Origin of the sequence: Sorangium sp. So ce185, from assembly GCF_051526825.1 — a bacterium.
GTDB lineage: Bacteria > Myxococcota_A > Polyangia > Polyangiales > Polyangiaceae > Sorangium > Sorangium cellulosum_D.
In genome coordinates, this window is the sequence record NZ_CP150316.1 from 1,776,153 (window position 1) to 1,797,818 (window position 21,666).

Consider the following 21,666-nt stretch of genomic DNA (forward strand, 5'->3'; position numbering starts at 1 on the left):
TCTCGTTCGAGCGGCTATGTCAGGTTCGTGAAACGGCCCGGTGCAGTACCGCGGATCGCCGAGCGTGGTTCCGGGGGCGCGGCGACGGAGATCGGGAGCGCATCGTCCCTCTCTCCCCGTGCACTGGAGCGCTCTCGATCAATCACGGGTCGCTCGACTTTGTGATCGAGGACACGAAGGGTTCCCCTCAGATGGTAAGTTTACGTCGAGAGAGGGCGCCACGGCTCCTTCCCACCCGGTCGTGGGCTCCTGAGGGGCTCGCCTGTGCGGGCGGCTCGGCGAGCGCCGCCTGCGCGCGCCGGGCGCGGTGGGCTGGCGAGCGGGGCGACCACGGCTGCCCGAGGCGACGGATCGGTCTCGGCGAGCTCCCCAGGTCCGGGGCTTGACGATTGGAATTGACATCGGAAATGTGAACGCTCACAATATCCGCAAAAGTCATCCTTTTGCTTGCTCGATCTGACATGGAGTCGCTATGAAGACCAAATCGACTTGGGCTTTCACCTGGGCCGCGCTGGGCATGATTCTCGGCGCTTGCAGCGGCTCGAGTGACGACGGCAACGCTGGGGGAAGCGGCGGAGCCGCGGCGGGCACAGGAGGGGGCGCGAGCAGCTCGAGCGGCGAGCAGGCGAGCTCCACCGGAGGGCCTCAGCCTGCGGGCTCGGGCGGCTCACAGAGCACGGCCGGAGGGGCAGAGCCCTCCGGCTCGGGCGCCGCAGGCGGAGGCGCGCCCGCCGGCGGCGGCGACATGACGGGCGGGGACGGAGGCTCGGGCGGCGTCTTCACCGGCACGTGCACCGAGTCACGACCGACCGATCGAAGGGTGTCGGGGAGCGGCCCTCATCAGGTGGTCGTCGAGACGAACCCGGACCCCGGCATCAACGAGGGCACCATCTTCCGTCCGGCGGATCTCGGTGGGGGCGCCAAGTATCCGATCTTCGTCTGGGGGCAGGGCGGATGTTCGCGAGACGGGCTCTCGACTGAAGCGGCCATGGCCGAAATTGCCTCGCATGGCTACTTCGTGGTGGCGGACGGGACACCGGGAGGCAAGGAGCCCAACCGCGATCTCGGGGGCGGAGGCGACGTGCTGCTCGCCTACGTCGACTGGGTCATCGCCGAGAACGAGAAGCCTTGCAGCGCCTACTACAAGAGCATCGAGACCACGAAGGTCGCCGCGAACGGCTTCTCCTGCGGTGGCTTGATGGCGGCGGGGACCGCCGCAGATCCCAGGATGACGACCTGGGGACACACGAGCAGCGGCACTTTCTCGCCAGATCCGGCCTTCTACAACTCGATTCACACGCCCGTGTTGATCGTCACCGGCACCGCGGATAGCCTGGGCGCGCACGAGAACGGCGCGAGAGACTTCCAGAACATCTCCGCCTTGGGCAATATCCCGGTCATGATGTTCGCCAAGGTCGGCGCGGACCATGGCGGCGATCTGTGGGCTCGGAACGGCGGCGAGTTCACCCAGGTCAACCTGGCGTGGCTCAACTGGTGGCTCAAGGGCGACGAGGCGGCCACCGGCAAGGGCGCGCTCGTCGGCGCGAGCTGCCGCTTCTGCAGCGACAGAAGCTGGCAGATCTCTTCTGCCAACCTGCCGTAGCGCGGATCGCCCTCGAACCGCCTTGCTCCGAGGAGCAGGGCGGTTCGACCGACGAGGAGGCCCCGCAGGCCAATCGACGCATGCCCTCCGAGCTGCGCGGCTGACCCGGGAGCGATCGGAGTCAGGCTGGCGGCGGCGCGAACGTCAGCCCCTGCCGGCGGCACGCGGCGGCGATGCGCCAGATCGGAATCCCCTGGTTGTACTCCGGACGCTGGAGGTGCCCATACCCGGGATCGCCGGCATGATGGAGCGCGACGACCTGGAGCTTCGCGTCGAGGCAGGGTGAGCCGGAAGAGCCCTCGAGGGTGTTGGTGGAGTAGCGCACGCGTCGTTCGAGCACGGCCAGGGTTTGGCCGAACGTGAGCTTCAGCGGCTCCCCGCTCGGGTGCTGGAGCACGAAGAGATCCGTCCCCTTGTCGACGAGCAACCCCGCGCTGTCCTCGCGGACGTGGAGCCAGCCGCGGGCGCGGCCTGCGACCGTGGGGTCCTCGCTCGCGATCGCGAGGGTCCCCGCGGGCTTCGCGAGCCTCACGACGGCGAAGTCGAGCTCGTCGTCGGTGGGCGGGGGCGCCGCGCCGTCGGGCAGCTCGTCGGCCCGGCTCGGCGGCGACTGCGCGACGATGGCGAGCGTCATGTCCGCGTCGACGGGCTCGAAGACGACGCCGCCGGAAGCCGCCCCTCCGGCGACGGCGAAGAAGTCGAACCGGAAGCGAAGCGCGTCGGCCGCTGCGCCCTCGCCGAGCACGAGGGCCACCACGTGATGGTTTGTCATCACCAGATCGGCGCCGACGAGAAATCCGGTGCCGGCGGGCCTCCACTGGCCGTTTCTCCGGACCTCGACGCGGCACACGGTCGATTCGCACCGCGAGAGCTCCCGCCGCCAGGTCTGCACGTCGACGAACACGGCGCGCTGCCGGACGATTTTCTCGAGGTTGGCGCTCGTGGTGCGGGGCTGGATCGGCTCGTCGGTCGCGAGCAGCGTCACCGCCGTCGCGAGCGCGACGCCGAGCGAGACGCTCAACCCGGCGAGCTCGAAGGTGAGCAGGCGGCTCGCCCGCGCGACGCCGTCCTCGGGGCACACGAGGTGTGTGTTGTCCAGCCCGCCGTAGTCGGCGACCACCGAGGAGAGACCGAGCGTCGGATTTGCGTCGCGCCACGCCTGGGCGAGCGCCGTCAGCCGGGCCCCGCACACGCGTCGCTCCGTCGGGAGCTCGGGCGGCCAGAAGAACGTGAGCTGCGATAGGTGCCTGTCGTAGAGGATCGCGGCGAGGACGACCCCCGCGGACGCGAGCACGAGGGTCGCCGTCCACAGGCGCCGCCGCTCCGTCGCGGAGCGCGCTCGCCGAGCGACGAAGAACAGGCCGAGCGCAGCGAGCGAGCTCGCGGCCGAGACGAGCCACGCGTCCGCTTCTCGCGGCACCGTCCACAACAGGCGCGGCGCCCCGATCGCGAGGGCGAAGGCCGCGGGTTGCGCGAGCCGCGCGACGAGCTCTCTCCGCGCCGGGCTCATCGCGCGCGTCCCCCCGCCTCGGCCTTGAGCGGCACTTCGAGGGCGACGCGTCCAGAATCGAAGAGGGCGGGCACCTGCCGCTCCGACCCCTCCGCCGACGTTCGCTCCTCGCGCTGCTGGCGCTCCGGTACGGCCTTCGCGGCGCATGCCAGCGCCAGGCTGAGCGTCTTCGAGCTCGACAGGCAATCGTGAATCAAGACGTCGGTGAGCAGGCTCCGCCCGCGGTTCGCGGTCGTCGCCAGAGACTGCGGCTGCGTCGCCGCGAGCACCTGGATCGACTTGTCGAACGCGAGCTGTCCGAACGAAGCGTCGCCCATCGGGCCCGGCTTGAACCCGCTGCCCTCCGTGAGCGCGCCGGAGTGACACGCATCGATGATCAAGACGACGCGCGCGGCGTCGATGTCGACCAGCCAGCCGGTGAGCTCGGTCGACGAGATGGCGTGGGGGAGAAACCGATCGAGGTCGCTCTTCGGGTCGCCGGCTGGCATGTCGGAGGGGACGAGATAGAACTCGCCCCGCTCGTCGCGCACGCCGTGGCCGGAGAAATAGATGACGACGAGGTCCTCGGCCGCCGCCCTTCGCGCGAGCTTCACGATCTCCGATCGGATCGCGCGCTTCGTCGGCGCGCCGTTCACGGGGGCTGGCCCGTTCGGGTCGGTGAGGAGGACGACGTCCTTCGGGCCGGTGAAGCCCGTGAGTCGGCCCTCGAGCGCCGTGACGAGATCTCGGGCGTCCTTCTCGGGGTGGGTCAGCCCGAAATGGACCAGGTTGTCGTTCGACCCGACGCCGATGGCGAGCACGTGCGCGCGCCGCTCCGGCCTGCGGGCCCACTCCTTCGGTCGCTGGAACGGCGCGCGGGCCGTCGGCGACTTGATCCGGTCCCGATTGAAGGCGTACGCGGCGAAGTCGACGTCCTCGATGTCGTCGCGCACCGACACCCGGACGCGGAACGTGATGGGGTGCGTCTTCTCGGCTTCGGGGACGAGCGTCTCGCAGCGCCACCGCTCCACGGCGTCGCTCTGCCGGCAGGCTGGCCGCTGCTGAGGAGCCGGGTGCCGAGCGACCAGCTGGCCGTCGCGGAACAGCCGCACGTCGTGCACCGGTCCGAGCGGCTCGGACGCGCTCTCAGGGGCGAGCTGGATCGAGACCTCGACGAGATCGCGCGTCACCGGCCGTACGGAGGTGATCTCGACGCGGGGACGAACGGTGCTGAGGTGCGTGACCGGCGCGATCTCCGGCAACGGTTCGCCCGCGAGGAGCCGCGGGAGAAGTCGTGGCTCGAAGTACGCACGGCTGTAGACCTCGACGGGCAGGGGAGCGGCCTTGCCTTCCACTTGCCACGACAGCAGGCTCGCTCGGTCGAGATCGGTGTCGAAGCGGCCGCTCGGATCCGTCACGGCCCACGCGCCGTCGGGGAAGGAGCCGAGGTGAGCGAGCACCCTCCGCTCCGGCTTCGTCTGCGTCAGCGTCAACATCCCGGCCGACGAACCGATGGCGATGCGCTCCGTCAGGTCGCTGGGATATTGCGGAGCGGCCGGACGGGTGACGGGCTTCCCTGCCTCTCCTGCGACGTCCGCCGTGACCGGCTTCCCCGTCGCCGTCTCGTACCACTGCGTGACGGCGCCGGAGAGGCCGGACACTGCGAAGAAGCGCGAGCTCGCCGACGCGAAGCGCCCGAAGGCGGGCCGGAAGGGGACCTTGAACTCGGCGACGCGGCGTTGCGTGCGCGGATCGAGGACCTCGCCCCGTTCGGCGAACGAATCGTGGAAGAGCAGCCGGTCGCCGGCGGGCGACAGGACCATCAGGTGTCCTGGAAACCGCGTGCGACCGCTGCACGGCCGACGCATCGCGAGGTCGAAGCAGAACGTCCATAGCTGCTCTCCGGAGTTCGCGAAGAGAAACCGCCCATCTTGGGAGAACCTGAATCCGCTGATGAAGTTGTAGGGGATTACCGTTTTCAGCTGGCCCGAGCGCGAATAGACGATGACCTTGTTATGGGTGCTCAAGGCGACGTGCATCCCGTCGTCGCTGACCGCGATATGGCCGCGGCTCGCGCCCGCGGCGGTGACCCGCGCGACCTCTCTACCTACGTCGAGATCCCAAAAGAACGCCTCGTCGCCCGCGGTGAAGGCGAGGAGGCGACGGTTCTTCGAGAACGCGATCCGGGAGATGTAGGGCGCACGCTCGCTTTGCTGGAGGAGCTTCCCCGTTCGCGCGTCCCAGAGGAGGAACCCGGGCCCCCCCGGCGCGACCGCGTAGCGACCGTCGCGAGAGAACTTCACCTCCGTCGGGGCCGGCGCAGGGCCTTCGAACCGCACGAGGACGGCGCCCGTGGCGGCGTCTCGCAGCTGCAGCGGACCTCCGGCTCGAACCAGGAGCTGATCGGCGATGGGGGGGACGGCGAAGTCCCACAAGCTCACCTGGAGCGGGATGATCCAAGCGCGTTCGGTTCGGGCGTCTGCGTCCCAGACCCGGAGCGACGTGGTCCTCGCGAACCAGTCGTCGGGTGGACTGAACCACGAGGCCGTGACGAAGAACCGATTCCCGGTGAGCCAGCGGACGAATTTGTTCTGGAGCAGTCCCGGAATCGCGACGCGCCAGCTCTCGGCGCCGTTCGCGGCCGCCCTGCTCGTGACGACATCCCCGGCGAAGACGAGGACCGAACGATCGTCATCGGAGAACGCGAACGCATCGCTGGGGAGACGCAGGTCGTTGAGCCAGGCCAGCGGCTCGGCGGACGAGCTGCGAAAGACCCGAGCGTGCGATTCGCCTCGACCGATGATGAAGTCCTGGTGCGGAGAGTACGACGGCGTCGTTACGCGCTCTCCGAGCGAAAGGACGTCGGCTCCGGCGGCGACGTCGTGGATCGAGGGCACGCGCTGGGAGAAGGTGCCGCCCAGGAGAACCTGTCGACCATCGGCGGCGAACTGCGCGGCGTCGACCTTCCATTTCCGGAGCGAGGCGCCGCCGCGATCCCAGAGGTTGGCACCTCCGCTGCCGCTCGTCAGGACGAGGCGGCCGTCCGGTGAATATTCGAGGCGCTTGACGGTGCCGTTGGGAACGAGGCGGCCCGTCTCGCGGCCATCGAGGCTCCAGAAGCGAACGGTGCCGTCGGCCCCGCCGGTCGCGATCTCCCGTCCGTCCGGCGAGAAGGCGACGACGGTCGCGCCCTGGGGGTGCCCTCGATTGGGCACCAACGTCGGCGGGCTCGACGACTTGGGCCTGGAGCTGTGGGCCATCGAGTCCAGCTCCCACGTGTCGATGGCGACCTCCGTTTCGGAGACGAGCGTCCTCCCGCCGTCTGCGAACCGCACCATCTTTCCCCGGAGCGTCATCCGCTGCGCGCCGCTTTCGGCGACCAGCAGCGAGAAGAACGTGTCGTACCAGCCGTGCCGCAAGAGCACGTGGTCGCCTCTGGGCGACAGCTCGCCCGCGGTGACGCCGTCGTCGCGATGGACCACGACGCGCGCCGTTCTGCGGTCCCAGAGCCAGGCGCTCCCGTTCGTCGAGCTGACTCCGAGGATGTAGCGGCCGTCGCTCGAGAACTGGAAGTCCGTGAAGGGGTCGCCGCCCCGGTACGTCTGGATCGGTCTGGACGTCGTGGCGTCGTAGAGCGTGACGATGCCGCTGTCGGGGCTCGGACGAGCGATGAACTCGCGCCTGTCGGGGCTGTACGCGACGATATCGTGCCTGACCGACGCAACGAGCGGCGCTTCGGGATGGCAGGACGGCAGCGCGGCGGATGCGCTCGCTGCCAGGAGGAGGAGCAGTCCGGAGATCGACTGTCGCGGTGTCGGCTTCACGGCACGAGGAGCTCCACCTCGTGCTCACCGAAGGCCATACGCACCTCCGCGCGGACCGAGCTCGCGTTCGGCGGGCCGTCGCCCGTCCAGATCCGATAATTCGCCTCGGGTAACGGTTGCTCCGCGGGCGACGTCAAGCGCGCGAATTGCCGAACGCCGATGCCGGCGGAGGCCAGCGCCTCGGGCGCGTATTGGACGCGGAGCCCGGGCACCTCGACCTTCGCGCCCCCGCTCATTCGAACGGTGCGAACGCGGACCTTCACGAGGCGCGAGCGGCCGGGGAGCTCCCCCGGCGCCTTGGTCTCCTTGAACGCCAGCATCCAGACGTCCATGTCTTCGGCGAGGGTCTTCAGCCAATCGAGATCCGCGCTGTTCAGACCCCGCCGTCGGATGTCGCGCAGGAGCGACACGAGCCGATCGCTCGCGAGGGCGATCTGCTCCAACGCCTCGGTGTTCAGCGCCAGCCGCCGGCTGAGGACGGCGAGCCGGATGAGATCGAATTGATCGACCAGCGGTCCGGCCAGCTCACGGAATCGCGCCGCGCGCTTCATGTCCTTGGAAACGGATGCGTTGAGCTTGGGGAGCTGCCGCTTCAGCGGCGCGGCGTGCTGCTGAAGCAGCACGGCGTTGTCTTCGATCCTCTTCTTCACGGGCGTCGCGCGCGTGAGACGGAGGCGACCGTTCGGGAGCGGTGTCGCGCCGTCGGCTGCGTCGACCGTAGGCAGCACGATGGCAAACCCCTTCGGCAGCGTGGATGTGAGCTGGGCGCTGTTGAGCTCGTAGAGCAGACCGAGCGATTCACCGTCGGGTTGGATGCCTGCCTTCTCCAGCACGGCGAGCAGATCCTCGTCGTTGGCGAGGACCGTGCGCGTCGCGCCGATCTTCACCGCACGCGCGTCGAGAGCCGTCCAGGTTCCCGGTGAAGACTGGAAGGCGACCTCGACGTCCGGCGGAACGGACGGTAGTCGAGCCGAAGGCGGGGATGGAGAGGCCGACGGAGGCCGCGGAGGCAGCGACGTCGGCGCGGGCGGTTCCGCCGCGGGCGGTCCCGCCGCGGGCGGGGCGATCGGCAGCTCGCCGCAAGCGCAGCTCATGACGAGCACGACGGAGGCCAGGGCCCGCGCGCAACGTACGACCGTCTGCCCCGCGCGCCGCATTCCATCGATTGCCAGCGGAACGTTCGTCGTGCGGTCAACGATCGCAGGGGCGCTTGCGGAGGACAACGCGCCTTTTTCGACGCCATGCATAAATTATTCTCTTTGCGCCTTCGCGCCTTTGCGCCTTTGCATTGAGCTCTCTCTCCTGATCCCTGGCCGACTCCTGGTGGGCGGAGCTAGCCGAGTCGCCCGAGCGCCTCTTGCTGCGCGAAGCCCGGCCCCCGCACCTCGAACACCGCCCGCCCTCGCTCCCGCAAGCTCAGCTCCACCGCCGCGGCCCCGCGCGCGATCTGGTGGCCCTCCCGCAGCGCGTGCTCCAACCCCTCGCGCGTCATCGCCCGGCCGAGCAGGTACCGCGTCCCCGGCCGGTACTCCGCCGCGCGACGGCGCCACCAGGCCGAGACGCCCGCGACGTCGGGAAAGGGAAGATCCCCGTCCGGATCCATCGCCACGTCATGATCGCTCGGGTCGTCCGTCGGCCCCGCGCGGAGCCCGCTCGGCGCCCGTTGCGCGAGCTGCTCCGCCGCCAGATCGAGCCCCGTGATCAGCGAGATCGCCTGGCCCGAAAGGCGCGCGAGGGCCGGATCCCCCGCGACCTCCAGGAGCCACGGCACGGCCGCCGGGTCGCCCAGCGCCCACGCCGCCGAAACCGGCACCCGCGGATCGCGCGCCGACCGCTCCAGCGCGCGCAGCCAGGTGGACGCGACCGCCGGGGCCATCCGCCGCATCGCCATGCTCGCGGACTCGGCCGCGAACGGCCCGCCGCCGTTCGCGAGCTCCCAGAGCACCTGCGCGGACGCGCCCTCGCCGAGCAGCGCCGCCGACCACGCCGCCCAGAAGCGGCACGCCTCGTCGTTGGCGCGGAGCGACGCGCGCACCTCGGGGAGCAGGTCGACCCGCCCGAGCTGCCCCGCGGCCCGCAGCGCCCGCGCGCGCAGCCGCGGGTCGCGCGCGAGCAGCGCGTAGCCGAGCGGCGCGCCGGGGTCCTCGCCGTGCGCCGCGCACGCCGCGATCCCGAGCCATTGCAGCGCCGGCGGGGACCGGCCCGAGAGGAGCCCGGGCAGGAGGCGCCGCACGCGCTCGAGCGGCGTCCACCCGAGCGCCGACGCGATGCCCCGCGACACGTCCGGCGCCCCGCCGCCCACGTCGAGGACCCGCGCGAGCCCCCGCAGATCCCAGCGATGCACCGCCACGATCGCCGCGCCGAACACCTCGCCCCCCTCGGCCTGCTGGAGCAGCGCGCGGCACGCCTCCCAGCCGGCGTCCCCCGCCAGCCTGAGCCCGTCGAGGTGCGCCTCCAGCCGGTCGTCGAGCTCGGCCAGGTCCTCGAGGCCGTAGGCCGCGCTCCGGGCGGCGCGATCCCGGAGGAGCCACAGGAACGCCGCCTGATCGGCGTGCTCCTCGCACAGCGAGGCTTGCAGGGTCGCGCTCATCCCCTCTCGCCCGCGCGCTCCGTCGACCTGCGCCGAGCCGCCCCGGATCCGGTGCACGCCGCCGCTCCGCCCCCGCTCGCTCGCCTCGCCATGCGCCCTCCTCCGCTCGATCCATCCGTGGCCTCGATCGGACTCGCCGTCAGTTCATCCCGATCTTGCCGCCCTTGACGCTCACGTTGCCCGAGGCTTGCACGCTCACGTCGCCGCCGGACTTGACCGCGAGCTTCTGCCCTTCCACCTGGATCGGGCCGTCGGCCTTCACGACGAGCTGCTTTCCCTGCAGCACGACCTCGCCGCTCTGCTTGATCAGGATCTGCGCGTCGCCGACCTGGATGGTGAGCGCTTTGCCCACGATGACGGCCTTGTTCTCGCCGATCTCGTCCCGCGCGCTCTTGCTGACCGTGACGGTCATGTCCTTGCCGACCGTGATGGCGTAGGCCTCGTCCACGCTCACCGACTTGCTCTTGCCGACGGTCTCGTCGCTCGCCTCGCCGACGGATTCGGTCTTGCTCTTGCCGATCGAGATCGTCGCCGACGCGCCGATCGAGACGCTCTGGCCGCCGCCCACGTCGATCGACTGGTCCTTGCCGACCGACTCGGCGTGGCTGCCCGACACCGCGACCGTCCGGTCGCCGCCGACGTCGAGGCGCTCGTCCTGCCCGATGCTCTCCGTGTGCGTCTTCGTGACCTCGATGGCCTTGTGGCCGCCGACGACCTCGCGCTGATCGTTGTCCACGCGCTTGGTCCGGTCGCGGGCGACGTGGAGCGCCTCGTCGCGGCCGACGTCCTGGGTCCTGTCGTTGCGAACGACGGTGTTCCAGTCCTTCTGGGCGTGGAGGAAGACCTCCTCGGAGCCCTTCCGGTCCTCGAAGCGGAGCTCGTTGTAGCCCTCGCCGCCGGACGAGCTGTTCGATTTGAAGGCGCTCTTCGTCTTCTCGGCGGGCAGCGCGTACGGCGGCACGTTGGCGCCGTGGTAGACGCTGCCGACCACGAGCGGGCGATCCGGGTCGCCCTCGATGAAATCGACCACGACCTCGTGGCCGATGCGCGGCAGGACGACCGCGCCCCACGCGCTGCCGGCCCACACCTGGCTCACCCGGATCCAGCACGAGCTGCGCTCGTCCCGCTTGCCCTGCCGGTCCCAGTGGAACTGCACCTTGATGCGCCCGTGCTCGTCCGTGTAGATCTCCTCGCCCGCGGGGCCGGTGACGATCGCGGTCTGGACGCCCTTGATCGAGGGCTTCTGCGTGACGAGCGGCGGGCGGAACGGGACGCCGGCGGGGATGGCCTGGAACCGCGTTTCACAGGGCGGCTTGCCCTCGTCTATCACGGATTCCATGGCGGGCTCGTGGCCGCTGTGCTCGACGCGGACGAGGAGATAAGCCTGGTTCACGTCGTCGCGCGGGTGCTCGGCGAGCGAGAACGTGCGGCCGGCGAGCATGCGCGGGCAAGCGGCCTCGCCCTCGGCGATGCGGCGCCGCGCCGCGAGCTCCTCCAGGCGGACGCGCGCGCGCTCGCGCCCCGCGCCTGGCGCGTCGTAATCGCCGGGGTGGTCGTAGATCTCGAGATCGTCGTCGCGCTCGCCCTGCTCGGAGCTCTCCAGCGAGAGCGCCGGCTTCTTGAAATTGTAATCGCGCAGCGTGACCTTGCCGGGCTGGACCTGCTCGGCGTAGCGGAAGCGGGAGACGTGCTCGCCGCTGATGAGCGCGCCGAGCGGCGGGCGGAACACGAGCGTCGCCTCGCCGTCGATCGGGGGGTGGGCCGAGGGGTCGTCGCAGAGCACGAGCTTGTGCGCGTCCGCGTCGTGATCGAACCAGTAGGCGATGCCCTCTTCCTCCATCAGCCGGCAGGCAAATGCCCAGTCGGTCTCGCGGTACTGCACGCAATACTCGCGGGGCGCGTAGCGCCCCCGGAGCGCGAAGCGGCAGTCGCCCGGGGCGACGCCGGCGGCCTCGAAGACCTTCTTCAGGATGTCGGGGACCGCGAGCTCCTGGAAGATGCGGCTGTCGCGCCGGTGGAGCAGGCGAAAGACGTCGGGCACCAGCACGGCCCTGTAGGTGGTGAGCTTCTTTCCCTCTTCGCCGAGCTCGAAATGGGCGATGATCCCGTGGACGCGGCGGACGTCCTCGCTGACCCGGAAGCCGAGCGACGCGCGCTTCCCGACCGCGGCGCCGAGGGCGAGATCGCCGGCGAGGCTCACGAGCGTGATATCGAACCGGAAGAGCTCGGAGATCGCCTCCTGCCCCTCGAAATGGACGACCCGGAGATCTCCGCCGACCCCTTCGATCTGGAATGTGTGCACGGATCCCGCTCCTCCCGAGAGGCGAGCGCACGGGAGCGCGCGCGCGAGCTCGCCCCGATACTACATGCTCCGCGCCGGGCGGTGTCGAGCGGCTTGTCGCGGGCCAGCGAGTCTGAAACCATCCTCGCTCACCGGCCGGATGCCCGCCCTCGACAACCTCACCCCGCTCGCGGCGGCCGATTTCCCCTCGCTCACGCGCGACGGCGTGGAATGCCTCGTCGTCGTCGCCGCCGGCAGCTTCGTCCTGCCGGCGCCGGGGCGGCCGGCCGCGGGGCCGCTGCGCCTCTGCGACGAGCAGCCCGCGCCGCGCGCGGCCGACGCGTACTGGGGCGAGCCCGGGGCGTCGAGCCTTCGCTATGAATCGGAGGCCGCGTACACGCGCCCGATGACGGACGTGCTGCTCCACGGCCACGCGTGGACCGCCGGCGGGCGGCGGGCGAACACGGCCTCGGTCGCGGTCCGGGTGGGCCGGGTCGAGAAGCGGGCGCTGGTCTTCGGCGCGCGCGTCTGGCAGCGGGGCAGGGCGGGGCTCTCCCCCTCGAGCCCGGAGCCCTTCCGGTCGATGCCGCTCCGCTACGAGCAGAGCTTCGGCGGGGCGGCGGCCGGCGCGTACGACGCGCGCAACCCGGTGGGCATGGGCCTCTATGCGAGCGAGCGCGAGGCGCAGGGCCGCCCCCTGCCGTTCATCGAGGACCCCGACGCGCTCATCGAGGGCTGGTCGGACCGGCCTCCGCCGTGCGGCTTCGGCCCGGTGGCCCGGAGCTGGCAGCCGCGCCTCGGGCTCGCGGGCACGTACGACGCGGCGTGGGTCGAGCGGCGCGCCCCGCTCTGGCCCGCCGATTTCGACGAGCGCTTCTTCCAGGCGGCGCCGCGGCGCCTCGCCGCCTCGCCACACCTGCGCGGCGGCGAGCCCGTGCTCCTCGACGGCGTCTCGCCGGACGGCCCGATCGCGTTCTCGCTGCCCGTGTGCCGGGTGGTCGCGAAGTGCGCCCTCGGGCGGCGCGTGGAGCGGCGGCTCATGACGCTCGACGCGGTCTACCTGGAGCCGGACGAGCGGCGCGTCTCGCTCGTCTACCGCGCGACGTTCGCGGCCCACGGCGAGCTCGCCGGGCACGAGGTCACCACCGTCCGCCTGCTGGAGCCCTGGGAGAACGCGCCGTGAGCGGCGAGCGCGTCGTGGGCCTCGGGCTGTGCACGCCGATCGGGACGACCGAGGAGATGACGCTCGCGTCGATGCGGGCGGGGCTCGCCCGCTTCGCCGAGGCCGCGGCGCCGGGCGCGGGCGAGCCGGTGCGCGCGTCGCGGCTCGCGACGCTCGATCCGTCGTCCACCCGCACGGAGCGGATGATCGCGCTCGGCCGCGCCGCGCTGGACGGCGTGCGGGAGCGGCTCAAGGCCTCTCCGATGGGGCGGGTGCCGCTTTACCTGGGGCTGCCGGAGCCGTCGCTGGGCGCGCCGGTGGCGCGCGAGTCGCTCCTCGGCGCGCTCCTCTCCGCGCCGCCGGGCCAGGCGGGGGGCGCGCTCGCGCTGGTCGGGGCGTTCGAGGGCGGGCGCGCGGCCTTCTTCGAGGCGCTCTCCGCGGCGATCGGGGACCTGCGCGCGGGCCGGGTCGGCTCCATGGCGGTGGTGGGCGCGGTCGACTCGCTCTGCGACGCGGACTCGCTCGCGGCGCTCTCGGCGGCGCGGCTGCACCTCTCGCCGCAGAACCGCGACGGGCGCATCCCGGGGGAGGCGGCGGGCTTCGTCGTCGTGGCGCGGCCCGGGGCCGCGGCGGGGATGGGCCTCGAGGCGCTGGGCGTCGTGCTGGGCGTCGCGCTCGGGGCCGAGCCCGCGCCGTTCGCGTCGCGGGTGCCGAGCGCGGCCGACGGGCTCACGGGCGTGTTCCGCGCGCTCCGGGGGGACGAGGCGGCGGGGGCGCGGCGCGTGGACGAGGTGATGAGCTGCCAGCCGGGCGAGTCGTTCTGGGCGACGGAGCTCTCGCGCGCGTACCTGCGCAACGCCGCGTGGATGCCGGAGCCGCTCTCTCTGCGCGCGGCGGGCGAGTGGCTGGGCGACGCGGGCGCGGGCGCCGCGCCGGTGATGCTGGCCGCGGCGCTCCACCGGCGGCGGAGGCGGGCGCAGGCGGCGCGGGCGGCGGGGCGGGCGCCGCGCGCGCTCGTGTACGGCAGCGCGGACGGCGCGCGGGGCCGCGGGGGGCGCGTCGGGGCCTGCGTGGTGGAAGCGGCCGTCGGGGGCGCCGGCGGAGGAGAGGGGCGATGAGCAACGTCTTCGCGAACGGCCGGCTGGTCCTGCATCAGGGCGACGGCCTCACGCACGTCGCGGCGCCGCCGGACGTCTGCAAGGTGCCCACGCCGGCCGGCCCGGTGCCCACGCCGTTCGTGAACACGGCGCAGGACGCGATGCTGGCCAAGGGCAGCAAGCAGACGAGCATCGCGGGCAACCCCGTGGCCCTCGCGAGCTCGGAGCTCAGCACGAGCACGGGCGACGAGCCGGGGGCGGCGGGGGGCGTCATCTCGTCGAAGATCAAGGGCAAGCTGACCTGGGGCGGGTCGAGCATGGATGTGAAGGTGGAGGGCAAGGGCGTGGCCCGGTTCCTCGACCCGACCCTGCAGAACGGCAACACCTTCAACACGGCGTTCATCTCGAACGGGCAGACGGGGCTGGCCTATGGCGACGACACGCCGTGCGGGGTGTGCGACAAGCCGGTCGACAGCCACCGGGTCCACGAGACGGGCGAGGTGGTGGCGACCCTGCTCGACCTCTTCAAGGAGCTCCGGGACAGGTTCCGCGCGCAAGAGGCGCACCTGCGCAGGTATCTCGATGCCTTGAAGGAGCGGCGGGAGAAGCGGGCCGAGCTCGAGCTGGAGATCGACAAGGAGAGCAAGGCGCTGGAGGCGCTGCAGGCGACCGCGGCGTCCGCCCTTGCGGCCCTCAAGAAGGCGCCCGCGAAGGACAAGGCCACGCTCGGCGAGGCTTACGGCGAAGCCCGCGGCAAGGTCACGGCGAAGGAGAACGAGATCAAGGCCCTCCGGCGAGATGCCGAGCGCGCGACCGAGGCCCTCTCGGCGGAGCTCCGCGAGATCAACAATAAAATCAAGGACTTGGGGCCTATCCTCGGGGAAGACGAGAAGTCCGGGACGTACACCAAGGCCTATATGATCGGCGCGTGCATCTGCAAGTGCACGAGCAGCCCCAAGCAGCTCGCGGCCGCCTCCGGCGAGGTCACGCCCGGCTTCAGGGATGCCGTGAAGGCCACCGGGACGTTCGCGCTCGTCGACGGCTTCGCGCAGAGCGAGCGGCAGAAGAGCGCCCTCGAGAAGATGGACCGCAATGCCTGGGACTGCGCCGCTCCCAAGCTCCTCCAGGCCGGAGGCGCGGGCGGGCACAAGGTCAAGACCATGTCGGAGAAGTGGTATTCGCCCCTGGGCAAGCTGGTCAAGGTCACGTACACGAGGACGGAGGGCGAGGTGAGCGCGAGGGGCCCGCAGGAGTTCCAGCACGAAGAGTCGGTGCCTTCGTGCGAGACCTGCCAGGCGCTCGTCCCGGAGATGCTCTGTGACAACCACGCGGAGTGTCCCTGATCATGGAAGAGCTCCTCGCGCTGCTGGACCGGTACGCGCCGGGGTACCGCGGCCGGATCCAGGGCGTCTACGGCTGGCGGCTCGACGAGCTCGAGGAGCGCTTCGGCCGCCCTTGCCCGGGCTTCTACCGGTCGTTCGCCCTGGCGATGGGCGCCGAGGGCGGGCCGCTCCTCGACGGCCTCCACGAGTACCATCCTTCCAAGATCGCAGAGCTCTACGAGCTTGCCCCGTGGATGCCGCCGCGCCGCTTCCTCTACATCCTCGGCGACGCTTCCCCGGACGGGCAGCACACCTTCCTCGATCTCGACGCGCCGTCCGAGGCCGAGGACTGCCAGGTCGTCCGCTTTCCGTTCGGCGAGCAGACGTGGAAGACGCGACTCACCCGGCGGTTCGCGAGCCTCCGGGAGATGCTGTTCGTGCTGGCGATGAGGAATGTCCACCTGCCGACCTTCCCTCACCGCGCCGAGCACCTCTCCGCGGACGGGCCGGCGGGCGCGCCTCCGAGCGCCGAGGACGCGGCCGTGGTCTTCGAGCGGCTGGGGTTCACGCGGCTCCCGTACCCGCGGCGCTGCCTGCTGTTCGAGCGGCAGGACGCGGCCATCCTGCTCTACCGGCGCCCGGACGAGCCGGGCTTCTCCATCCGTGTGGGGATGCGCGACGCCGCGAAGCTGCGGAGCTTCCAGGCGATCGTCGAGGATTCGGCCGGGTTGATCGAGTGGCGCGGGGCCGCGTCCGTCAATACCGGCAGCGCCGAGGGCCGCTGAGGCCGTCCCGGAGCGCGCGCCTCAGGACGCCCGCGCGTGCGGCATCTCCTCCGGCGCCTCCAGGCGGATCGGGCGGAGCCGCAGGCAGACCGCGATCGCCTCGTCGAGCGTGCTCACCAGGGTGAACTCCAGCGAGCGCCGCACCTCCGCCGGCAGATCGTCGAGATCCGCCTCGTTGTCCGCCGGGATCAGGATCTCGAAGATCCCCGCCCGGTGGGCCCCCAGCACCTTCTCCTTGAGGCCCCCGATCGGCAGGACCGTGCCGCGCAGCGTGATCTCCCCGGTCATCGCGATGTCGCTCCGCACCGGCCTGCCCGACAGGGCGCTCACCAGCGCCACCGCGATCGTCACGCCCGCGCTCGGGCCGTCCTTGGGCACCGCCCCCGCCGGAACGTGGACGTGCACGTCGCGCCGCAGCAGCCGATCGAGCGGCACGCCGAGCTCCGCCGCGTGCGCGCGCGCGTAGCTCAGCGCCGCGCGGCCGCTCTCCTTCATGACCTCGCCGAGCTGCCCCGTCAGGACGAAATCGCCCTTGCCGGGCATCACGCTCGCCTCGACGTGCATGATGTCGCCACCCATCTGCGTGTAATACATGCCGGTCGCGACGCCCGGCAGATCGTGCTGCAGCCTCCGCTCCAGGCGCATCTTCGCGCGACCGAGCAATTCCTTCACGTCCTCTCCCGCGCTCACCACGGCCCGCTCGATCTCGCCGCCCGCGATCCGGCGCGCGGCCTTTCTCGCCAGGGCGCCGAGCGTCCGTTCGAGCTGACGTACGCCCGCCTCGCGCGTGTAGCCGCTGATGATCTCGCCGAGCGCCGCGCCCGTCACGCGCAGCTGATCCTCGATCAGCCCGCACTCCCGCCGCTGCCGGGGGAGCAGGTACCTCCGGGCGATCTCGTGCTTCTCCTGCTCCGTGTATCCGGCGAACAGCGCGGTCTCCATCCGGTCGAACAGCGGCGCGGGGATCGTCTCCCGGAAGTTCGCCGTGCAGATGAACAGCACCTCGGACAGGTCGAACGGCAGGCCGAGGTAGTGATCGACGAAGCCCTCGTTCTGCGCCGGATCGAGCACCTCCAGCAGCGCCGCGCCCGGATCGCCCTGGAACGAGGCGCCGAGCTTGTCGACCTCGTCGAGGACGATCACGGGGTTCTTCGAGCCCACCCGCTTGATCCCCTGGAGGATGCGGCCCGGCATCGCGCCCACGTAGGTGCGACGATGTCCCCGGATGTCCGCCTCGTCGCGCGCCCCGCCCAGCGAGACGCGGACGTACTTGCGCCCGAGCGCCCGCGCGATCGACTCCGCGATGGACGTCTTGCCGGTCCCGGGCGGACCGAGGAAGAGCAGGATCGGGCCGCGGGAGACCGCGCGGCTCCGCTCGCCCTCGCCCCGCGCCTGCTCGACGCGCAGCTTGCGGACCGCCAGGAACTCGAGCACCCGGTCCTTCACGTCGCCGAGGCCGTGGTGATCCTCGTCGAGGATCGCCCGGGCCCGATCGAGATCGACGTGGTCGTCGGTGCGCTGGCTCCAGGGCAGATCGGCCACCCACTCGAGCCAGGTCATCAGCACCTGCGCCTCGGGCGATGTCTCCCGTCCCATGCGCTTGAGCCGCGAGAGGTCGCGCCGGGCCTCCTGCAGGGCGTCGGCCGGGAGGCCCGCCCGCTGCAGCTTGTGCTCCAGACGTGCCGCGGCGTTCTCGTCGTCCTCCTCGCCGAGCTCCTTCTGGATCGCGCGCAGCTGCTCGCGGAGGTAGAGCTCCCGCTGCCGCTCGCCGAGCTCCTCCTCGACGGTCGTCCGGATCTTCTCCTGGGTCTCCACGATCCCGATCTGCCGGTAGAGGTGGAGCGCGAGGCTGCGCATCCGCTCTTCCGTCGAGAGGATCTCGAGCAGCGCCTGCTTCTCGGGGGTCGGGAGGTCCAGGTAGAAGGCGATGTGGTTCACGAGCTCGGCGGGCCCGTACATGCTGCCGACGAACTGCTTGAGCACGTCCTCGGGCGCGCCGCGGTGACGGCCGTACTCGACGGCGCGCTCGCGCACCTCGCGGGCGAGCGCCTCCAGGGCGCTGTCCTCCTCTGGACGGAGGGGGAGATCGGCCAGCTCGATGACCGGGGCGCGGATCACGCCATCGACCTCGGTGTAGCGGGGCGCGGCCGCTCGCCGCTCGCAGTACAGCACGAGCTGGAGGCCTGAGCCGAACCGCTGCACCTGGGTGATGCGGGCGATCACGCCGATCGAGAAGAGGCCGCCCGTGGTGGGCTCCTCGGCGGCGTCCCGCTGGGCGACCGCGAAGATGCGCTTGTCTTCTCCCTCCATCCGGAGGGCGGCCTCCACCGCGCGGAGCGTCTTCAGCCGTCCGACCGTGATGGGCGTCGCTATCCCAGGGAAGAGCACGGTGTCGCGCAACGACAGCACGGGCATCGATCGGCGCTCGGGCATGGCCGCGTCGTCGTGCGAACCTCATGCCACGGAGGACCGTACCGAAAAGTCCTTTCGGCGCGGAAGCATCGAGAATCGTGGTCAGTCGCGCGCGGAGCGGTGGTAGGGTCCTCTCCCGATGCCCGCGGACACCTTCACGTTTCAGGCGGACGACGGTCGAGAGCTCTTCGTGTACCGCTGGCTCCCGGACGACGGGGCGCGCGGCATCTTCCACATCGCCCACGGCATGTCCGAGCACGCGGGCCGCTACGCGCGCCTCGCGCACGCGCTCTCTGCCGCCGGGTGGGCCGTCTACGCGAACGACCACCGAGGCCACGGCAGGACGGCGCGCGAGCGCGGCGAGCTCGGCTTCTTCGCGAGCCAGGGCGGCTTCCAGCGGGTCGTGCGCGATCTCGCGGCGCTCATCGCCCGCGAGCAGGCGGAGCACCCGGGCCTGCCGGTCGTGCTCTTCGGCCACAGCATGGGCTCCTCGCTCGTGCAGGAGTACCTGATCGAGCGCGGCGGATCGATCCAGGGCGCGGTGCTCTCGGGCTCCTCGGGCAAGCCGAGCCCGCTCGTCGACGCGGGCCGGCTCGTGGCGCGCGCGGAGCGGCGGCGCCTGGGCGAGCGGGGCAAGAGCCAGCTGCTCCAGTCGATGAGCTTCGACAGCTTCAACAAGCTGTTCGCGCCGGCGCGCACGCCCTTCGACTGGCTCTCTCGCGATCGCGCCGAGGTCGACGGGTACATCGCCGATCCCCGCTGCGGCTTCCCCGCGACGGTCTCGCTGTGGATCGACCTGCTCGACGCGCTGGTGGACATCGCGCGGCCCGAGCGGCAGGCGCGGATCCCGAAGGATCTGCCGGTCTACGTCTTCTCCGGCTCGCGCGACCCGGTCGGCGGCCCGCTCCGGGGCGTGACGCAGATGATCGAGGCGTACCGCGCCGCCGGCCTCCGCCGGGTGACCCAGCGGATCTACCCCGGCGGGCGCCACGAGATGCTGAACGAGATCAACCGCGAGGAGGTCGTGCGGGACCTGCTCGCGTGGCTCGACGCCGAGGTGAAGACCGAGGCGGCGCCCGCGCGGCCCGCGCGGCCGAGCGCCGGCGCCGCGGCCGGCTGACGGCGAGGGGCTGGGGATGGGCAGCAAGGGGCGGCCGTACCGCACGCTCTCGTTCGACGGCTTCGAGGTGCTCGTCGGCCGCGGCGACGACGACAACGACGCGCTCACCTTCGAGATCGCCGAGCCGCACGACCTCTGGCTGCACGTGGCCGGCGGCACGCCGGGCAGCCACGTGATCGTGCGCAACCCGGGGCGCGGGGAGGTCCCGCGCGAGGTGGTCGAGCGCGCCGCCGCGGCGGCCGCGTGGTACTCGAAGGCGCGGGGCGCGGCCAAGGTGGAGGTCCACGTCTGCCGCGTCGCCGACGTGAGCAAGCCGCGCGGCGCCCCGGCCGGGCTCGTGCAGCTCGCGCGGTGGAAGAGCGTGCGCGTACGGCCGGAGATCCCGGGGCGCGAGCCGGGGTGAGCGGGGCGGCGGCGGACCGGCCGCCGCGAGGCGCGGGGCCGGGGCGGCGCGCCGGCCGCCGCCGGCCAGCGCGCCTGCCCCGGACCGCCGATCACAGCTCGCCCGCGAGCACGCACGTGCCGGCCTGGCAGGAGGCGGTGAGGCCGAGACAGGGCCAGACCGCGCACGCCACCTCGCCTTCCACGCACTTGGGCTCGACCTCGCCTGACGGGACGGCGCTGCAGGTGCAGTCCCCGCAATAGCTGGCGAGGAGGCTGCAATCGTCGTCGGTCTGGCACTCCGGCGGCGGGGCGGCCACGCACGCGGGGCTCCCGTTCTGCGCTTCGCAGACGAAGCCGTCCTTGCAGCGGACGCCGGCGCAGGCGTCGCGGCCTTTCACGGGCCCCACGACCGCGGTGGCCTGCTCGGAGAGGGCCGCCGCCTCGCCGAGCTCGAGGTCGTCCGCGGGCGCGGCGCCGCACGCGGGGAGGAGCGCCGCGAGCGCCATCATCGCGGCGAGCGCCGAATACGAGACGAGATCTCCGTGGGCCGAGCGCAACACTGCCTTCTGAAGAGACATGAGTTCTTCTTCCTTCCTGCGATGAGAGGCGCTCTGCCGCTCCCGCCCCGCGGGGGGCCGGCGCCTCCTCGTTGTCGATGAGGGTTTAGGAGCGATGCTCTACGCGGCTGACATCCGACGCCGACTTCTTTCTGGTGCGCTGCCCCGGCGCGACCCGGCCTGCGGTTCGTGGCGCGCCGTGGGATCGCGCGGAGTCGAGCGATGTCCCGCTGTCGTCGGCCGCCATCGCCCTGCGCCGTCCTCCGGGCGCGCTCGGCGCGCGCTGGCCGCCCCCGGCGGCGAGCTCCGCGAGCCGCCGCTTGAGGCGGCTGCTCCAGGCCTGCACCGCGGCGGTGCTCATCCCCGTCCGCGCGCACACCGCGGCGATCGGCTCCTCTTCGATGAGGAGCGCCTCGAAGAGCTCCCGCCCGAGGGGGCTGAGCTCCGCGCGGAGCAGGCCGAGGGGGCGCTCCAGCGCGTCGCGGGCGAGCACCCGTGCCTCCGGATCGTCGTCGGACCGCGCGCCCTCCTCCGGCGCGTCGTCGAGCGGCAGCGCGGCGGCCTCCGGGTGCCGCCGCCAGCGGCGGAGGGCCGCGGCCACGCGCTGGTCGGCGATGAGGCCCACCCAGTTGGCGAGGCTCAGCCCGCGGGCCGGATCCCAGGCGCGGAGCGCCCGGCTGCCGTCGCGGAACAGCTCGACGAACACGTCTTGCACGAGGTCGTCCAGGCGGTCGTCCGCCCCGCCCGCGGAGCGGGCAAAGCGCCGGTGGAGCGCCCGGCCGACGCGCGCGTGGATCACCGGCGTGAGCGCGGCGATCACGGATCGGAGTGACTGGATCTCTCCGCCGAGCGCGGAGGCGAGAACGGAGGTCGTCAGAGGGGAGTCGGGCAAGCAGATCTCCTTGGGGCTGCCGGCGGGGAGCGTCCTCTCCTCTCTCGTCTCGCCGCTCGGAGGCGGTCCTCGCCTGCGCCCGCGCGCGTACGCGCGCGCAAGGAAGGAAGGCGACATGAGGCGAGAGGCCGAGGAGGCGGACGTGACC

At 71.9% G+C, this 21,666-nt stretch carries 15 protein-coding genes; 7 read left to right on the top strand and 8 right to left on the bottom strand.

The features are described 5' to 3' along the window. The first annotated feature begins 745 nt into the window (after positions 1–745). The gene (locus tag WMF26_RS06505) at positions 746–1,603 is read left to right on the top strand and encodes an alpha/beta hydrolase family protein (RefSeq protein WP_437999598.1); all 858 of its coding nucleotides are present in this window, start codon (positions 746–748) and stop codon (positions 1,601–1,603) included. A gap of 121 nt (positions 1,604–1,724) precedes the next feature. On the opposite strand, the gene WMF26_RS06510 is transcribed toward WMF26_RS06505, so the two are convergent. The 5 genes from WMF26_RS06510 to WMF26_RS06530 all read right to left on the bottom strand — a co-directional run bounded on the left by WMF26_RS06510 (position 1,725) and on the right by WMF26_RS06530 (position 11,808). Next, on the bottom strand, positions 1,725–3,113 hold the full coding sequence (locus WMF26_RS06510; protein WP_061626959.1) for a trypsin-like serine peptidase: 1,389 nt from the start codon (positions 3,111–3,113) through the stop codon (positions 1,725–1,727). After that, positions 3,110–6,916, bottom strand: a complete 3,807-nt coding sequence (locus tag WMF26_RS06515) for a caspase family protein (RefSeq protein WP_437999599.1) — start codon at positions 6,914–6,916, stop codon at positions 3,110–3,112. Before WMF26_RS06515 ends, WMF26_RS06510 begins: the two co-directional genes overlap by 4 nt. Next, on the bottom strand, positions 6,913–8,163 hold the full coding sequence (locus WMF26_RS06520; protein WP_437999600.1) for a hypothetical protein: 1,251 nt from the start codon (positions 8,161–8,163) through the stop codon (positions 6,913–6,915). The genes WMF26_RS06515 and WMF26_RS06520 overlap by 4 nt, the downstream gene beginning before the upstream one ends. Positions 8,164–8,249: 86 nt before the next feature. Further along, positions 8,250–9,563: a TIGR02270 family protein gene (locus tag WMF26_RS06525; protein WP_437999601.1), complete on the bottom strand. Its 1,314-nt coding sequence runs from the start codon at positions 9,561–9,563 to the stop codon at positions 8,250–8,252. 82 nt (positions 9,564–9,645) lie between these two features. Next, positions 9,646–11,808, bottom strand: coding sequence for a type VI secretion system Vgr family protein (locus tag WMF26_RS06530; RefSeq protein ID WP_437999602.1), 2,163 nt, complete (start codon positions 11,806–11,808; stop codon positions 9,646–9,648). A gap of 139 nt (positions 11,809–11,947) precedes the next feature. Here WMF26_RS06530 and WMF26_RS06535 point away from each other — a divergent pair, with 139 nt between their 5' ends. From WMF26_RS06535 to WMF26_RS06550, 4 genes are read left to right on the top strand one after another with little or no spacing between them, the layout of a single operon-like run. Further along, positions 11,948–12,970 carry a DUF2169 family type VI secretion system accessory protein gene (locus WMF26_RS06535; protein WP_437999603.1) on the top strand — a complete coding sequence of 341 codons (1,023 nt, stop codon included), beginning with the start codon at positions 11,948–11,950 and terminating at the stop codon, positions 12,968–12,970. After that, entirely contained in the window at positions 12,967–14,067 is a 1,101-nt protein-coding gene (locus WMF26_RS06540) for a 3-oxoacyl-ACP synthase (protein ID WP_437999604.1), read from the top strand. The genes WMF26_RS06535 and WMF26_RS06540 overlap by 4 nt, the downstream gene beginning before the upstream one ends. Then, on the top strand, positions 14,064–15,389 hold the full coding sequence (locus tag WMF26_RS06545; protein ID WP_437999605.1) for a PAAR-like domain-containing protein: 1,326 nt from the start codon (positions 14,064–14,066) through the stop codon (positions 15,387–15,389). Before WMF26_RS06540 ends, WMF26_RS06545 begins: the two co-directional genes overlap by 4 nt. 2 nt (positions 15,390–15,391) lie before the next feature. After that, complete coding sequence (locus tag WMF26_RS06550; protein WP_437999606.1) at positions 15,392–16,153, top strand: hypothetical protein; 762 nt, start codon at positions 15,392–15,394, stop codon at positions 16,151–16,153. A 21-nt stretch (positions 16,154–16,174) separates the two neighbouring features. Here WMF26_RS06550 and lon read toward each other — a convergent pair whose 3' ends face one another. Then, positions 16,175–18,586 (bottom strand): endopeptidase La, encoded by a 2,412-nt coding sequence (gene lon, locus WMF26_RS06555; RefSeq protein ID WP_437999607.1) that lies wholly within the window; start codon positions 18,584–18,586, stop codon positions 16,175–16,177. Between the two features lie 118 nt (positions 18,587–18,704). Between lon and WMF26_RS06560 the strand changes: the two genes are divergently transcribed. Beyond that, positions 18,705–19,685: a lysophospholipase gene (locus WMF26_RS06560; RefSeq protein ID WP_437999608.1), complete on the top strand. Its 981-nt coding sequence runs from the start codon at positions 18,705–18,707 to the stop codon at positions 19,683–19,685. A 16-nt stretch (positions 19,686–19,701) separates the two neighbouring features. After that, positions 19,702–20,088, top strand: a complete 387-nt coding sequence (locus tag WMF26_RS06565; RefSeq protein WP_061622015.1) for an NFACT RNA binding domain-containing protein — start codon at positions 19,702–19,704, stop codon at positions 20,086–20,088. Positions 20,089–20,179: 91 nt separating this feature from the next. On the opposite strand, the gene WMF26_RS06570 is transcribed toward WMF26_RS06565, so the two are convergent. Then, on the bottom strand, positions 20,180–20,647 hold the full coding sequence (locus WMF26_RS06570; RefSeq protein WP_437999609.1) for a hypothetical protein: 468 nt from the start codon (positions 20,645–20,647) through the stop codon (positions 20,180–20,182). Positions 20,648–20,732: 85 nt separating this feature from the next. Beyond that, complete coding sequence (locus WMF26_RS06575) at positions 20,733–21,518, bottom strand: RNA polymerase sigma factor (protein ID WP_437999610.1); 786 nt, start codon at positions 21,516–21,518, stop codon at positions 20,733–20,735. Positions 21,519–21,666 lie beyond the last annotated feature (148 nt).